The organism is Citrobacter sp. Cb041 (assembly GCF_030336655.1).
Lineage (GTDB): Bacteria > Pseudomonadota > Gammaproteobacteria > Enterobacterales > Enterobacteriaceae > Citrobacter > Citrobacter braakii.
Genome location: NZ_JAOWDD010000028.1, coordinates 411,359 through 427,217 on the forward strand (window position 1 = coordinate 411,359; position 15,859 = coordinate 427,217).

The 15,859-nt window shown below is 52.7% G+C and carries 16 protein-coding genes; 6 read left to right on the forward strand and 10 right to left on the reverse strand.

Annotation, left to right across the window (positions count from 1 at the left end):
* On the forward strand, positions 1 to 564 hold the full coding sequence (gene ahpC / locus OGV52_RS04430) for an alkyl hydroperoxide reductase subunit C (RefSeq protein ID WP_004859485.1): 564 nt from the start codon (positions 1 to 3) through the stop codon (positions 562 to 564).
* 154 nt (positions 565 to 718) lie between these two features.
* Positions 719 to 2,284 (forward strand): alkyl hydroperoxide reductase subunit F, encoded by a 1,566-nt coding sequence (ahpF, locus tag OGV52_RS04435; protein WP_016152210.1) that lies wholly within the window; start codon positions 719 to 721, stop codon positions 2,282 to 2,284.
* A 250-nt stretch (positions 2,285 to 2,534) separates the two neighbouring features.
* Here ahpF and uspG read toward each other — a convergent pair whose 3' ends face one another.
* On the reverse strand, positions 2,535 to 2,963 hold the full coding sequence (gene uspG, locus OGV52_RS04440) for a universal stress protein UspG (protein ID WP_016152215.1): 429 nt from the start codon (positions 2,961 to 2,963) through the stop codon (positions 2,535 to 2,537).
* A 187-nt stretch (positions 2,964 to 3,150) separates the two neighbouring features.
* Positions 3,151 to 3,561, reverse strand: a complete 411-nt coding sequence (rnk, locus tag OGV52_RS04445; RefSeq protein ID WP_005120853.1) for a nucleoside diphosphate kinase regulator — start codon at positions 3,559 to 3,561, stop codon at positions 3,151 to 3,153.
* Positions 3,562 to 3,836: 275 nt separating this feature from the next.
* On the opposite strand from rnk, the gene OGV52_RS04450 reads away from it, so the two are divergent.
* Complete coding sequence (locus tag OGV52_RS04450; RefSeq protein WP_053388577.1) at positions 3,837 to 4,667, forward strand: alpha/beta fold hydrolase; 831 nt, start codon at positions 3,837 to 3,839, stop codon at positions 4,665 to 4,667.
* Positions 4,668 to 4,763: 96 nt separating this feature from the next.
* Entirely contained in the window at positions 4,764 to 5,387 is a 624-nt protein-coding gene (locus tag OGV52_RS04455; protein ID WP_016155958.1) for a flavin reductase family protein, read from the forward strand.
* 41 nt (positions 5,388 to 5,428) lie between these two features.
* Here OGV52_RS04455 and rna read toward each other — a convergent pair whose 3' ends face one another.
* The 8 genes from rna to citC all read right to left on the reverse strand — a co-directional run bounded on the left by rna (position 5,429) and on the right by citC (position 13,083).
* Complete coding sequence (gene rna / locus OGV52_RS04460) at positions 5,429 to 6,235, reverse strand: ribonuclease I (RefSeq protein WP_200046388.1); 807 nt, start codon at positions 6,233 to 6,235, stop codon at positions 5,429 to 5,431.
* 110 nt (positions 6,236 to 6,345) lie between these two features.
* Positions 6,346 to 7,809, reverse strand: a complete 1,464-nt coding sequence (gene citT, locus OGV52_RS04465) for a citrate/succinate antiporter CitT (RefSeq protein WP_016152219.1) — start codon at positions 7,807 to 7,809, stop codon at positions 6,346 to 6,348.
* A gap of 25 nt (positions 7,810 to 7,834) precedes the next feature.
* Positions 7,835 to 8,740 carry a triphosphoribosyl-dephospho-CoA synthase CitG gene (gene citG / locus OGV52_RS04470; protein WP_047501763.1) on the reverse strand — a complete coding sequence of 302 codons (906 nt, stop codon included), beginning with the start codon at positions 8,738 to 8,740 and terminating at the stop codon, positions 7,835 to 7,837.
* On the reverse strand, positions 8,709 to 9,263 hold the full coding sequence (gene citX / locus OGV52_RS04475; RefSeq protein WP_287108142.1) for a citrate lyase holo-[acyl-carrier protein] synthase: 555 nt from the start codon (positions 9,261 to 9,263) through the stop codon (positions 8,709 to 8,711). Before citX ends, citG begins: the two co-directional genes overlap by 32 nt.
* A gap of 3 nt (positions 9,264 to 9,266) precedes the next feature.
* Positions 9,267 to 10,799, reverse strand: a complete 1,533-nt coding sequence (citF, locus tag OGV52_RS04480; protein ID WP_016152222.1) for a citrate lyase subunit alpha — start codon at positions 10,797 to 10,799, stop codon at positions 9,267 to 9,269.
* A 9-nt stretch (positions 10,800 to 10,808) separates the two neighbouring features.
* Positions 10,809 to 11,717 (reverse strand): aldolase/citrate lyase family protein, encoded by a 909-nt coding sequence (locus OGV52_RS04485; protein ID WP_019076252.1) that lies wholly within the window; start codon positions 11,715 to 11,717, stop codon positions 10,809 to 10,811.
* A complete protein-coding gene (citD, locus tag OGV52_RS04490; RefSeq protein WP_003831276.1) occupies positions 11,714 to 12,010 on the reverse strand; it encodes a citrate lyase acyl carrier protein in 297 nt (98 codons plus the stop codon). The genes OGV52_RS04485 and citD overlap by 4 nt, the downstream gene beginning before the upstream one ends.
* Complete coding sequence (gene citC, locus OGV52_RS04495; protein ID WP_016152224.1) at positions 12,007 to 13,083, reverse strand: [citrate (pro-3S)-lyase] ligase; 1,077 nt, start codon at positions 13,081 to 13,083, stop codon at positions 12,007 to 12,009. Before citC ends, citD begins: the two co-directional genes overlap by 4 nt.
* Before the next feature lie 389 nt (positions 13,084 to 13,472).
* Here citC and dpiB point away from each other — a divergent pair, with 389 nt between their 5' ends.
* Complete coding sequence (gene dpiB / locus OGV52_RS04500; RefSeq protein WP_046274583.1) at positions 13,473 to 15,134, forward strand: sensor histidine kinase DpiB; 1,662 nt, start codon at positions 13,473 to 13,475, stop codon at positions 15,132 to 15,134.
* Positions 15,103 to 15,783 carry a two-component response regulator DpiA gene (gene dpiA / locus OGV52_RS04505; protein ID WP_016152226.1) on the forward strand — a complete coding sequence of 227 codons (681 nt, stop codon included), beginning with the start codon at positions 15,103 to 15,105 and terminating at the stop codon, positions 15,781 to 15,783. The genes dpiB and dpiA overlap by 32 nt, the downstream gene beginning before the upstream one ends.
* Positions 15,784 to 15,859: the final 76 nt, after the last annotated feature.

The window sequence follows — 15,859 nt, forward strand, 5'->3', positions numbered from 1 at the left end:
ATGTCTTTGATTAATACCAAAATTAAACCTTTCAAAAACCAGGCGTTCAAAAACGGTGAGTTCATCGAAGTAACCGAGAAAGATACCGAAGGTCGCTGGAGCGTCTTCTTCTTCTACCCGGCTGACTTTACTTTCGTTTGCCCGACCGAGCTGGGTGATGTGGCTGACCATTACGAAGAACTGCAGAAACTGGGCGTAGATGTCTATTCCGTATCTACTGACACCCACTTCACCCACAAAGCGTGGCACAGCAGCTCTGACACCATCGCGAAAATCAAATACGCGATGATCGGCGACCCGACTGGCGCCCTGACCCGTAACTTCGACAACATGCGTGAAGATGAAGGTCTGGCTGACCGCGCAACCTTCGTTGTAGACCCGCAGGGTATCATCCAGGCAATCGAAGTTACCGCTGAAGGTATCGGCCGTGATGCGTCTGACCTGCTGCGTAAAATTAAAGCCGCACAGTACGTTGCCTCTCACCCAGGTGAAGTTTGCCCGGCGAAATGGAAAGAAGGCGAAGCGACCCTGGCTCCATCCTTAGATCTGGTCGGTAAGATTTAAGTCGCATAATTTGTCGGCCGGATAAACGCAGTGCATCCGGCCATTCCACAGGCGCAGTTTGCGCCTGTTTCATTCCAGCACCATGACGCAAGTTGCATTAATGCAGTCCCGCAAAGTCGGCTTGCATGATGATGTTTTCAGAGAGGGAAGAAGAATGCTCGACACAAATATGAAAACCCAGCTCAAGGCTTATCTTGAGAAACTGACCAAACCTGTTGAGCTGATTGCTACGCTGGATGACAGCGCCAAATCGGCAGAAATCAAGGAACTGCTGACTGAAATTGCTGAACTGTCAGAAAAAGTCACCTTTAAAGAAGACAATACTCTGGCGGTACGCAAGCCATCGTTCCTGATCACTAATCCAGGTTCTCACCAGGGGCCGCGCTTTGCCGGTTCTCCGCTGGGCCATGAGTTTACCTCCCTGGTGCTGGCGCTGCTGTGGACCGGTGGTCATCCATCAAAAGAGGCGCAGGCGTTGCTGGAGCAGATCCGCGATCTCGACGGTGATTTTGAGTTTGAAACCTATTATTCGCTTTCCTGTCATAACTGTCCGGACGTGGTACAGGCGCTGAACCTGATGTCGGTACTGAATCCACGCATCAAGCATACGGCGATTGACGGCGGTACATTCCAGAACGAAATTACCGATCGCAACGTGATGGGCGTTCCGGCGGTGTATATGAACGGCAAAGAGTTCGGTCAGGGGCGTATGACGCTGACTGAGATCGTGGCGAAAGTAGATAGCGGCGCAGAAAAACGTGCGGCACAAGAGCTGAACAAACGTGATGCTTATGACGTGCTGATTGTCGGTTCCGGTCCTGCGGGGGCGGCAGCGGCAGTGTACTCTGCACGTAAAGGTATTCGCACCGGTCTGATGGGCGAACGTTTTGGCGGTCAGGTTCTTGATACCGTTGATATTGAAAACTACATCTCGGTACCGAAAACCGAAGGCCAGAAACTGGCGGGCGCGCTGAAAGCACACGTTGATGACTATGATGTTGATGTGATCGACAGCCAGAGCGCAAGTAAGCTGGTTCCGGCGGCGCAGGAAGGCGGTTTACATCAGATTGAAACGGCATCCGGCGCGGTGCTTAAAGCACGCAGCATTATCATTGCCACCGGTGCGAAATGGCGCAACATGAACGTTCCGGGCGAAGATCAGTATCGCACCAAAGGCGTAACCTACTGCCCGCACTGCGATGGCCCGCTGTTTAAAGGCAAGCGCGTTGCAGTGATTGGTGGCGGCAACTCCGGTGTTGAAGCTGCTATTGATCTGGCAGGCATTGTTGAACATGTGACGCTGCTGGAGTTCGCACCTGAAATGAAGGCTGACCAGGTGCTGCAGAATAAGCTTCGCAGTCTGAAAAACGTCGATATTATTCTGAATGCGCAAACGACAGAAGTGAAAGGCGATGGCAGCAAAGTCACCGGCCTGGAGTATCGCGACCGCGTGAGTGGCGACGTTCACAGTGTGGAACTGGCGGGTATCTTTGTACAGATAGGTCTGCTGCCAAACACCAACTGGCTGGAAGGTGCCGTCGAGCGTAATCGCATGGGTGAAATCATCATCGATGCCAAGTGCGAAACCAGCGTGAAGGGGGTTTTCGCCGCTGGTGACTGCACCACCGTACCGTATAAGCAGATCATCATCGCGACCGGTGAAGGCGCGAAGGCCTCATTGAGTTCGTTTGATTATCTGATTCGCACGACAGTAGCATAAAAAAAGTAAGACACACCTGCAATGCCAAAACCGTCAGCCATCCGCTGGCGGTTTTTTATTTCCACGCTTTCAGATTGTCAATTCTTGAAACAATAAACCGCGTAACACATTCATTTAATGAGTCTGATCATTAGTTTCATCAAAGAAAGATGAGGCGTTTTCTTTATTATATCAACCTGCATTACGTTTTCATGGTCACCCCTGTCAGGCGTTAACCTGGCAGGGGTTTTCTTTAGCAAATTAGAGGCTATTAACGTACAACTAGCACTGGCAGAGTAGCGTGGCGAACAACGCTGGAAGCGTTTGAGCCGAGCAGATGAGTGCTGATTGATGGGTTGCGCGATCCAATGACGACCACATCCGCATTCAACTCTTCACCCAACTCGTTGACGACGTCACGTACGCTGCCAAAGCGGACGTGTTGTTTAATACGGGAAGGATCGATGCTGAAGTGACCGACCATCGTTTGCAGACGGGTTTCCGCTTCGTGTTGTAGATGCTCTTCAAAACGACGGACATCGGCTGCAAAGCGGTGCAGGCTTAAGCTTGCTGAGCCTGGCAGCACATGCAGCAGATGGATAACCCCGTTTTCCTGTGCCAGAAATTCTGCATGGCGAATAGCCTTGTCGCTCAGTTCCATTTCGAATACATCAACAGGCATTATGATTGTGTTGTACATAAACATTCTCCTTGTCATTACATGAACACATATCAGCATAGTATTAAAAATGATTCTGTCAGTCACGACACAGATTTATGTTTTGCGAACAGGAGATAAGGAGAGAGTCAGGAACTGGGGACTAACCGGAAAGAGGATGCGGATGCATCCCCTGTAAGATAAAGCGAGTGGCTTTGATAAGACAGAGTTAGCGCAGGTAGTCGCCCGCAGCTTCAGGTTGGTACTCAAGCTCAATGACTTCGAGGTGTGTTGAGGTCCCGCCTGGTAGTTCCCAGTGAATGGTGTCGCCAACGCGCAGGCCCAGAAGTGCAGCGCCAACAGGTGCCATTACCGAAAGCTGTGTGCTGCTGTCAGTCATATTGGCCGGATACACCAGGGTACGCACACGGACTTCGCCATCACTCAGATTGCGGAATTTCACGCGGCTGTTCATGGTCACGACATCGTGCGGCATGGTTTCTGGTGAACACATTTGGGCACGATCCAGCTCGGCGTTCAGGGCGTCGGCAATCGGTAAACCAGCAAACGCAGGTTGCTCCAACAGGCGGTCAATGCGTTCCGCATCGAGGTCGTTAATGATGATAGTTGGTCTGGACATTTGTTACTCCATGTCGTCGATACTGCGGGTGCGCAGGTAAATAATCCCAAAAGAAAACCCTCACCGTCAGGCGGCAAGGGTTTAGCTTTTATGATGATACTGAGACTTACCCCTGGTTTGAAGTGATTTAGTTCACATTCAGGCAAATCATCAATATTGTTGCGTATGGTGTGATTTTAGCCGAAAAACGCGATCGTTCTCCAATTTGCATTATGCTTTTTAAGCGCTCGCTGCGGGCGCGTCAAACAACTCAGTGTTCCGCGACAGGAGATCTCATGAGCCAGTACGACAAACTTACCTTGAAAGACGGCAGCTATTTGCATTTTAAAGATTGGGGAAGTGGACAGCCTATCGTCTTTAGCCATGGCTGGCCGCTGACGGCAGATGCGTTTGAGGATCAGATGCTGTTCCTCGGGTCGAAAGGATTTCGGGTGATCGCCCATGACAGGCGTGGGCATGGGCGTTCAGCCCAACCCTGGGATGGTCACAATATGGATCAGTATGCTGACGATCTGGCTGAACTTACCGCGCATCTCAATCTTAAAGATGCCGTACATGTCGGACACTCTACCGGGGGCGGGGAGGTGGCGAGGTACATTGGTCGCCATGGAACGCAGCGGGTAGCCAAAGCGGTGTTAATCGGCGCGGTGACGCCCATAATGATCAAGACCGACTTTAACCCAAATGGTGTGCCGAAAGAGGTGTTTGATGGCATCCGTGAGGGAGTGATAAACGATCGCGCTGCTTTCTTCTATGAACTGACCGCTGCATTTTATGGCTACAACCGCCCGGGCGTAAATGCGTCGAAAGCCGTTCGTGAAAGCTTTGTTGAACAGGGCTTACAAGGTTCCATCAAAGCGTTGTACGACTGTATTCACGCGTTTTCAGAAACTGACCTGCGTGAGGATCTCAAAAGGATGACTATCCCGACGCTGGTGATCCATGGTGATGACGATCAGATTGTCCCGTTTGAAACCTGCGGAAAGGTTGCGGCGGAAATACTGCCTGACGCGCAGTTGAAGGTGTATGTTGGCGGTTCGCATGGCATTTGCACTACCCATAAACAACAGATCAACGGCGATCTGCTCAACTTTATTCAATCGTAATCTTTAGCGGATTGTTCTACGCTGATCTTCTTTTTCCAGGGAGATGAGCGAAGCATAATTTGTGCTGCGCTGATGTTAACTTCAACAGAGAACACTATGTATTTCTATCAACCATCACAAGGACACGGCTTACCGCATGACCCGCTGAATGCCATCATTGGACCGCGCCCTATTGGCTGGATTGCCTCCCGCGACAGCGACGGTCGGCATAACCTTGCACCGTACAGTTTCTTTAACTGCTTTAATTATCATCCGCCGATTATCGGTTTCGCCAGCAGCGGCTGGAAAGATAGCGTGCAGAATATTATCGACACCGGTGAGTTTGTCTGGAATCTGACGACTCTTGAGTTGGCCAGTGCAATGAACGAAACGTCAGCCAGCTTGCCTCACGGCGAGGATGAGTTTTTTGCCGCCGGGCTTAGTAAGGCAGATAGTCGGATAGTCAGCGTGCCGCGGGTGGCGCAAAGCCCGGTCAATTTTGAGTGTCGTTTATCGCAAAGCCTGCAACTGACCACCGCTGATGGTTCGCCTGTTGAAACCTGGCTGGTGCTGGGAGAAGTGGTGGGCATTCATATTGATGAAACGCTACTGGAAGGCGGCATCTACCAGACGGCGAAAGCAAAACCGGTACTGCGTGCGGGCGGGCCAACGGCGTATTATTCGATCAGTGAAACACACCGCTTTGATTTAGTTCGCCCGGATGCTCGTTCAAAACGCTAACCATATGGACCGACGCCAGTTTGCCGCGCCGGTCGTTATTTTCAGTATCCCACTTTGTCGATAATAAACTGTTTACCGCAGTTACCCGGATGCGGTTGCGGTAAGAATGACTGTGCGGATAACGTCTGGTTAATGGTGTCGGCTTTCAGGGACAACTGGATTTCTGTGAGATAGGCCGGATTGCCGTGGCAGCTTAGCTTCACGGCTTTAACGTTCTCTCTGCCCCAGCTTTTAGCGACGGCGGCGTCAAATGCGCTGCGGCTGACGGTTCTGCCGTAGTTTTCAGCGAGGAATTTGCCAGCCTCGCTGTTCTTAACCTCATTATTCATCCGTACCATCGTGCCGAAGTATGCGTCGGGATCAAAACCGAAACAGGCGCCATGTTTGGCATATTCGTAACGTTCCAGACAGGATCTCCCGCCGGCACCGGGCATTACGGCACTGAGTTTTGCCGCGCTTTCCAGCGACAGGCCCGTTTCGGGAGCCGCGCATTTACGGCTGGCGCGCGCTTCAGGCAGGTTGGGAATAGGGCGAGTCGCGCAGCCAAAGCGCATCCAGCGGCGGTTGTCTACTCCACGGGCGGCGATGGATTTTGGCAGGCTGGGCCATAAACCGTGAACGGTCAGGAAATCTGCTTTGTCCGCGCTCTCTTTTTGCAGACGACATTCGGCGGGCTCTTGACGATTTCGCTCGTGTTGGCTCTGACAAAATCCGGTTTGCCAGGAGAGGGCCAGCACGTAGCTGTCAAAATCAGCGTACTGTTTTGCCTGAAGTTCGTCGGCCTGAGCTACAGAAACTGGGAGCAGAAGTGCTGCCAGCAGCGAAGAATAACGCCATGTTGATGTCATGATGATTTCGGATACTTATATAAATTCTGAATATCATCTATTTAATCATAAAAAATGCCAGTCAGGTTTAGCTGACTGGCATCATTTTCATCAGGCGGGAACCCGAATGATTAGCTCCACATTGCCAGAATCGGCCAGCCGACCAGCAGAAGCATAGAGATGTAGATAACGCCGAAGATAGCACCCAGACGCCAGTAGTCTTTGGACTTCACATAACCACAGCCGTAGATAATAACGCCAGGGCCAGTTGCATACGGAGTCAGACAGCCCATGATACCGATGGACAGTACCAGCAGGATACACAGGTGTTCCATCGGAACGCCCGGGATGCCTTTACCGACGGCCAGAATAACCGGCAGCATGGTGGCGGTGTGTGCGGAAAGGCTGGCAAACAGGTAGTGAGCAAAATAGAACACCAGCACCAGAACGATCACGGTCGCGTTAGGCGAGAAGCCTTCCAGGTGCGAGCTCATCGTGTTGGCGAACCAGTCGATGAAGCCTGAGCGGGTTAAACCATTCGCCATAACGACCAGCGTGGCGAGGTTAACCAGGGTGTTCCATGCGCTGTTATAACGGGTGATGTCTTTCCACGGGACAACGTGCAGCGCCAGCATCAGCGAGACTGCCAGCAGACCCACAGCGGTCGCATCAATCAGTTTACCGCCAAAGACCCACAGACCCAGGCTGAGCAGAACCAGACCGATCAGGGTCAGCTCTTTACGCGTCAGTTTACCCATGGTTTTCAGTTCATCACCAGCCCAGGCGGCAACTTCAGCACTGTGAGTAACTTCTGGCTTGTACAGAACATAGGACAGCCACGGAGCAACGATCAGCAAAATAATACCAACCGGCAGGAAGCTGAGGAACCATTGCAACCAGCTGATTTGAATACCGGCAATTTTATTGACGAATTCCAGACCCAGCACGTTAGGTGCAGCACCGGTAACGAACATAGAGGAGCTCAGGCTGGTACTGATTACCATCATCCACATCAGATATCCGCCGATACGGCGCGCGGACGGATCGTTTGGGAATGATTTAAACAGCGGCGGCAGGTTTTTGATAACCGGGAATACGGTACCACCGGTACGCGCGGTGTTGGACGGTGTAAACGGCGCCAGCAGAATGTCGATGATGACAATCGCGTAGCCCAGCGTCAGGGTGCGCTTACCCATGAATTTTACCAGGAACAGCGCGATACGACGACCCAGACCGGTGACTTCATAGCCCAGCGCGAAGATAAACGCGCCAAACACCAACCACACGGTAGTGCTGGAGAAGCCTGCCAGACCCCATTTAAGCGCTTGCTTACCCGCTTTAAACGCCGGATCGGCCAGCTCTGAAGCATCAAACAGCAGATAGTTGCTGCCGATGACGCAGATCGTTACGGCGATAAAGCTTATCGCTGTTGCCGGGATTGGCTCCAGGATCATCCCGACAATCATTGCCACGAAAACGGCAAAATAGTGCCAGGCCTGCGGGGGCATTCCATCAGGGACAGGGATAAGAAACATGACGCCCATTACGACCAATGGGGCCAGTAATTTCCATATTTTATCTTTTGCTAAAGACATGTGTGTGATTCTCCGGAAAGGATCTTTAATTGTGATAATGATGAACTTGTGAAATCTGAGCTAAGAACCAGGTGACGATCAGCAGATCGGCGCAGCCTCCTGGGCTGAGGTTGCGTTCAATGCACTGTTGGTCGAACTGGCGCAGGTATTCGAGATCGGCAGGGGTGCGAATCCCCCCTTGCTGCAAAAGAGTTGTGGCCTGCTGCTGTAGCCAGCGCAGACCTTCTGCGCCGCCACGTGAAGCCACGTTGGTGTCGCCATTGATCGACATCAGCAGCAATAACGTGTCGAGTAGCGCCAGTTCAGGATCGCGGCCCTGAGTCAGCAGTGCGCGGTAGTGCGGCAGGGCATGCTGGATGACTAGCGGGTATCCCGCTTCGGCTTCGCCCCGTGCGCCGGTTAATCCCAGTTGCTGATAAAGACGTTGGCCAGCCGTGAGTTGTTGATTGTTCTGGCGCAGTTCGCGCTCGGTCAGGCCACGGCAAAATGTTGCTACCGTAGAGCAAAGGGTTTCAGCGGTAACAGTCAGTTGGAGCTGGTGCAGGCGGCCAATGGCGGCACACAGCAGCCCCAGTGAAAAGATGCTCCCTTTATGGGTGTTTACCCCCTCGGTGGCGCGAAACATATCGGCTTCGCAGGCCATGCCCAGTGGGCGCAGTCCTTTCAACACATCTTCAGGCGACAGCTGTGCGCTAAACGCCCCATATTCAATAAAACGCGGCAGCCAGGCCTGAATTGCCTCAGCGCTGCGATGAAAATCTTCCAGCGCCATATCTTTATGTGCGCCGTTGTTAATACGATCCACCAGACCCGGTTTGGGCGACAGGTTGACTTCAGTCAACATGGCCCGCCACGCAAGCGTTGCGTAAGCGTCAGGCAGATCCAGAGGAAGGACTGCGTTATTGGTTGATGTTGCGGGAATCGGCATCATGCAGCAGAGCCTCCATCTGAGAGAGTAAGTCGGAAAGCGCGTGGGTTTTACCCCGCGCGCATTCGGCAGCGCTTTGCTCGCACAGCAGACAGCGGCGGGCAGGGAGTGCGAAATGACGCCGGGACAGAATTTCCCCTTCATGGGTCAGGACATCGATGTCCCATAACCGTCCCAGCGGATGTGAATGCTCAAGTTCAATCGTGGCGAGCTTGAGATCGTGGGCCGGGGCTTCAATAGACAAAAGACCTTCCGGACCGCTGGCAGAAACCAGCGCCGTTTGCTCCCTGATAATCCAGGTGGATTTTTCCGCCAGCGCGAGCAGGGCGGTGACGCCGTGATTAAAGATGCGACGGGTTAATGCGCTGTCTTTAATCGGACCCGGTGCGACCACGGTAAATGAGACCAGTGGCGCGTGATGACGCGTCAGCCAGGCATGTTGCCTTGCTTGTCTCTCATCCCGGCTGGCGAGCAGCTCGGGAATCGAAACCGCGTGTTGGGTGGCGTGTTCAGGGAGCAGGCGCATGGCTTATTCCTTCACCTGATGCACAACGTCAATCACCGAGCCATCGCGGTAACGCACAACGGCAATCACGCGGTCGGTGAATTCGATAGCGCGTGGCTGACCGGTGAGCTGCTGTGCACGTTCGCGCAGCCATTCAATGGACACCACTTTCATACCGGCTTCTTTCAGACGTTCAGCCAGTTCCGGACGCGCAGGGTTAACGGCGATACCGTGGTCAGTGACCAGGATGTCTACGCTGGAGCCTGGGGTTACGCAGGTCAGGACGTTATCAACCAGCGTCGGGATGCGTCCGCGAACCAGCGGAGCGACAATGATGGAAAGCGCAGCGGCAACCGCAGTATCGCAGTGACCGCCGGATGCGCCGCGCAGTACGCCGTCAGAACCGGTCAGTACGTTAACGTTGAAGCTGGTATCAACTTCCAGCGCACTCAGCACCACGACGTCCAGACGATCGACGGAGGCGCCTTTTGAGCCCCAGTTGGCATATTGGTTGGCACTGATCTCAATGTGGTTTGGATTGCGGGCCAGCGACTCAGCCGCGTTACGGTCAAAGCTCTGTACGTCCAGCAGTTTGCGAATCAGGCCTTTTTCGTGCAGGTCAACGATGGTAGCGGTGATGCCGCCCAGCGCGAAGTCAGCACGGATATCGCGGCTGCGCATCTTGTCTTCCAGGAAACGAGTAACGGCCAGAGAAGCGCCGCCGGTTCCTGTCTGCAGTGAGAAGCCTTCATTGAAGTAACCGGAGTTAGCAATGACGTCTGCCGCGCTACGGGCGATTAACAGTTCTCGCGGGTTGGTGGTCATGCGTGTCGCATCAGCACCGATTTTGTCCGCATCGCCGACCTGATCGATCTGTACAATCAGATCCACTTGATCCTGCGTAATGCTGGCCGGGTTATGCGGATAGGTCAGCAGCTGTTCAGTCAGCAGGACAACCTGTTTTGCATTTTCGGCATCGACGCGGGCATAGCCCAGTGACCCACAGCACGCTTTACCGGTATAGCCGTTAGCATTACCAAACTGGTCGCAGGACGGTACGCCGAGGAACGCCACATCAATGCTGAGTTCGCCACTTTGCACCAGGTGTACACGGCCGCCGTGGGAGTGGACCTGCACAGGCTCGGCCAGCAGGCCACGGGAGATCTCTTCCGCCAGCGGGCCACGCAGCCCGGAGGTGTAAATACGGCTGACTACGCCCTGACGGATGTGCTCAACCAGCGGAGCATGGCAGTCGCTCAGGGAGCTGGAGGCCAGCGTCAGATTTTTAAAGCCCATTCTGGCGATGGCGTCCATCACCAGGTTAATCGTCAGATCGCCACCGCGAAAAGCGTGGTGGAAAGAGATGGTCATGCCATCCTGTAAACCTGAACGACGAATGGCGTCTTCCAGGTTAGCGCACAGCTTTTTGTCGCGCGGTTTTTGCGCCTGTAATTCTACTTTTGCGGTGCTCTGATAAGCGGAAAGCTCACTTTCTGCATGACGGCTCCAGGTCGCCACGCGATCCTGGCGTTGAGACTGTTCGATTTTCTGCGTCATTTTTTTGCCTTATTCTTCGCGAATGCCTGAAAGTTCTGCACGGGAGATAACCAGAAGGGCGCGCTCGATAACCGGGCTGTCGACCATTTTGCCGTTCAGGGAAACTACGCCACGGCCTTCGCGAGCGGCGGCTTCAGCGGCTTCCACGACCAGGCGCGCGTGAGCCAGCTCTTTGCGTGTCGGCGCATACAGGTTGTGCAGGAGCTCGATCTGGCGCGGGTTGATGAGCGACTTACCGTCAAAACCCAGTTGCTTGATGTGTGCGGCTTCATGCAGGAAACCCGCTTCGTTGTTGGCATCGGAATAAACGGTGTCGAACGCCTGAATGCCGGCAGAGCGTGCCGCCTGCAAAATAGAGCAGCGGGCAAACAGCAGTTCAGTCCCTTCCGCAGAGCGCTCAGTGCGCAGGTTACGCACATAATCTTCCGCACCCAGTGCAATACCGATCAGGCGCTCGGAAGCGTGGGCAATTTCTACCGCGCGGGTAATGCCTAACGGCGATTCGATGGCAGCTAACAGACCGGTACTGCCGGGCTCACGGCCACAGGCTTTCTCGATACGCAGGATTTCGCTTTCGATGTCGATGACGTCCTGCGCGGTATCGGTCTTCGGTAAACGCACGATGTCAGCGCCGCCGCGTACCACGGCTTCGAGATCGTTAATGCCCCATTCGGAGTCGAGGGCGTTTACGCGCACGATAGTTTCAACGTCGTGATACAGCGGATGCTGCAGCGCGTGGTACACCATACGGCGAGCAGTATCTTTCTCGCGCAGCGCGACGGAGTCTTCCAGGTCGAACATCAGCGCATCTGCCGGATAGATGAACGAGTTGCTGACCATGGCGGCATTGGCGCCCGGTACGAACAGCATGCTGCGGCGGGTACGGGTTTTACGTTGCTGCAAAGATTCACTAATCACTGGCAATCCTCCCATGGCAGTGCAGGAATACCGCCAGCGCGGGCCAGTAGTGCTTCCAGTCGCGCACGTAAAATGCAGTCCAGTGCGCCTTTATCATCAACATTTAATTGCACGCCGCGTACGTTGTAGCGGGACAGAACGTCCAGAATGGTGGCCCGGATGGCATCACCGAACTGCTTTTCGACGCTACTGTTAACCTGCAGGTCAATATCCTGCGAATCGAGTGGGGCGATGCGAATCATCACATCACCGGACTCGAGTGTGCCTGCGACGGCTGCCTGGTTTATTTTCATTTTTCACCTGTTGCTAATGCGGGGGTATTTTGGCGGACTGCCGCACCCGATGAGGCCCGCTCAACCATGCTTTGCAGATAGTGCAGCGTGGCGTCAGGGACCAGGGATGCGATAGCCGTGAGATCTTTTTTAACCAGCAGCTTGCGCACCCAGGAGGCAGAAATCGGCATCTCCTGGAAGCACAGCCGCTCAATTTCCACCAGTTCAATCGGTGGGGCGGGAAGCGTTGGGGTCTCCAGCCAGTAGCGCATATCGTTGTTGTACTGGGAGGTGACGGTGCAATACGGCTCGGTACCGACGAAGCGGTGCGTGACGCCAAGAGCCGGGGCCAGATACTGGCGGAAGATTTTCAGGTCTATTTCGGTATAGCAGTGGTTAATAACGCTCTGCTCTTTGATGAAGTAGCACGGGAATGTGGCGCGGGAAATGATGTATTCCGAACCGCGATGAACGGTTAAACGTGGAATGTCTTTTGTCCCTTTAAGCACCAGATCCAGTCGGTCTTCATACGGAAAACGCGAGGTATCTTCTTTCACCAAAAACAGATGCAGCCAGTCACATTGCGCGGCTGCTTGTTGGATCAGAAAACGATGTCCGTTGGTGAAGGGGTTGGCGTTCATGACGATACAGCCAATTTTTTTCCCTTCATGGCGCTGTTTCGCCAGTGATTCAGCGTAGCGTTTCAGACGTGTGGTGCTGTTTTCCATCAGCACCATAATGCCGGGAACGCTGGTCAGCGTAGAAAAACCGCACTGCTTAAACAGCGACTCGTACTCGGTTTTGGTATAGATGAAGAGGTGCGTACAGTGGCGCTCATAGGCGAGGTTGATTAACTCGGTCGCCAGCGTCAGCGCTAAGCCTTCACCCCTTACGGATTCGCAGATGGCGACGCACTTTATGATATTGCCGGCAATGCCGCCGCAGGCAATCAGACGGTCATCACGGGTGACGGTGATAAATACTTCGACAGTTGTATCAACGCTCAAATCATTCTCTTTCAGAAATTGCGCGATAGCCGCCATCTTTTTATTTTCTGAGCGTTTAACTTGCGTGAATATATTATTACCGAACATAGTGAATAGAGCCCCGATGCTATATTTGTTACTGGGTTTCTGTTTTTGTTGCTCTGTTTAGCAACCTGATAACTTCTTGTTTGCAATTGAAGGGAATGTTTTTTTATTACGGAGTATTTCTTTTTTTCCCTGCTGCATACATCGTAAGGAGTATTTTGGAGGTAATTTTTGATTTATTTCACAATAAGTTAGAAGGTTTTAATGTGTTTTATGGTTTTAAGTTTTTTAATTAATTTAACTCCGAAATAGCGTGTGGTTTTAATTTGTTTAATTGATTTAAGGTGGGGAATCTGCAACGATCCTGTTTTATACCGCGACTTGCAAATAAAACATTTTTATTACAACTACAATGAGAAATAAGTTTCGGGTATCGTCGCTGAGGAAGAAATATGGCAGAGCAGAAAAATAAAACACGGTTTCCTTTTTTTCGCAGTCTGGCGTTTCCATTGCGTATCTTTCTGCTTATTTTGGTCGTTTCTGTTTTTATTATCGCCGCGTTAGCACAATACTTTACCGCCAGTTTTGAAGATTATCTGGCAACGCATGTCCGCGATATGGCGATGAACCAGGCCAAAATCATCGCCTCTAACGACAGTATCATCGCGGCGGTGAAGCATCGTGATTACAAGCGTCTGGCGACCATTGCCGACAAACTGCAGAGCGGGACTGACTTCGACTATGTGGTTATCGGGGATACCAACTCTGTCCGCCTTTACCACCCAAATCCGGAAAAAATTGGCTACCCGATGCAGTTCACCAAACCCGGCGCGCTGGAAAGAGGGGAAAGTTACTTTATTACCGGCAAAGGGTCGATTGGGATGGCGATGCGCGCCAAAACGCCCATCTTTGATGACGATGGCAAAATCATTGGCGTGGTCTCAATTGGCTATCTGATCAGTAAAATCGATAGCTGGCGATCGGACTTTTTACTCCCAATGGCAGGGGTGTTTATCCTGCTGTTGCTGGTACTTATGCTGCTCTCCTGGTTATTTGCCGCCCATATTCGCCGGCAGATGTTGGGGATGGAGCCTAAGCAAATTGCGCGGGTAGTGCGTCAGCAGGAAGCGCTATTCAGCTCGGTATATGAAGGTTTGATCGCCGTGGACCCTGATGGGTATATCACCGCAATAAACCGCAGCGCGAGGAAAATGCTGGGACTGTCTTCGCCTGGACGAAAGTGGCTTGGAAAACCGGTTAGTGAGGTGGTTCAGCCGACTGACTTTTTCACCCAGCAGATTGCGGAAAAACGACAGGACGCGATGGTGAACTTTAATGGCCTGAGCGTTATCGCTAACCGTGAGGCGATTCGCTCCGGCGATGAACTGCTTGGGGCAATCATCAGTTTTCGTAGTAAAGATGAAATTGCTACTCTTAATGCGCAATTAACGCAGATCAAACAGTATGTAGAGAGCCTGAGAACGCTGCGTCATGAACACCTTAACTGGATGTCGACCATTAATGGCCTGCTGCAAATGAAAGAGTATGACCGGGTGCTGGCAATGGTGCAGGGGGAGTCGCAGGCGCAACAGCAACTGATTGACAGCCTGCGTGGCGCGTTTGCCGATCGTCAGGTAGCCGGTCTGTTGTTTGGCAAGGTGCAGCGTGCACGTGAACTGGGCCTCACTATGACTATCGTTCCTGGCAGTCAACTGCATCAACTCCCTGAGGGGCTGGATAGCACAGAGTTTGCAGCAATTGTTGGCAATCTGCTTGATAATGCATTTGAAGCGAGCTTGCGCACCCAGCAAGGCAACAAGATCGTCGAACTCTATTTGAGCGATGAAGGGGATGACGTGATCATCGAAGTTGCCGATCAGGGATGCGGTGTACCGGAAGCATTGCGTGAAAAAATATTTGAACAGGGTGTGAGCACCCGTACCGATGAACCAGGTGAACATGGCATCGGTTTGTATCTGATTGCAAGTTATGTGAGGCGCTGTAACGGGGTGATTACACTCGAAGATAACTCCCCCTGCGGCACCTTATTTTCTTTATTTCTTCCGAAAGTGAAAAAAAATAATGACGGAACCATTAACGCTATTGATCGTTGAGGATGAAACGCTACTGGCGGAAATGCATGCTGAATATATCCGCCATATACCCGGCTTCAGCCAGATTTGGCTGGCGGGTAATCTTGCGCAAGCGAGGATGATGATTGAGCGTTTTAAGCCCGGTTTGATTCTGCTCGATAACTACTTGCCGGACGGCAAGGGAATTACGTTGTTGCATGAACTAACCCAGACGCGTTATCCGGGCGGCGTGGTGTTTACCACGGCGGCCAGCGACATGGAAACGGTCTCCGAGGCCGTGCGCAGCGGCGCGTTTGATTATCTGGTTAAACCCATTGCCTACGAGCGCCTGGGACAGACGCTGACGCGTTATCAACAGCGCAGACGCATGTTGGCCGGTAATGACAGCGCCAGTCAAAAGCAGATTGATGAAATGTTTAATGCTTATGCGCGCGGCGAACCGAAAGGCGATTTGCCGACCGGAATTGATGCGTTAACGCTGAATGCGGTGTTGAAATTATTTGCCGATCCGACGGTACATCATACTGCGGAAACGATCGCCCAGGCGCTCACTATCAGCCGTACCACCTCCAGGCGCTACCTGGAGTACTGTGCCAGCCGTCATTTGATTATTGCGGAGATTATTCACGGTAAGGTGGGGAGGCCGCAGCGTATTTATCACGGCGGCTAATTCACGTCATCCTTGAAGCTGCCTCTTTGTGGGCTGCGTGAAGAAACCCCAGGCACATAATTATCTATGGTACTGG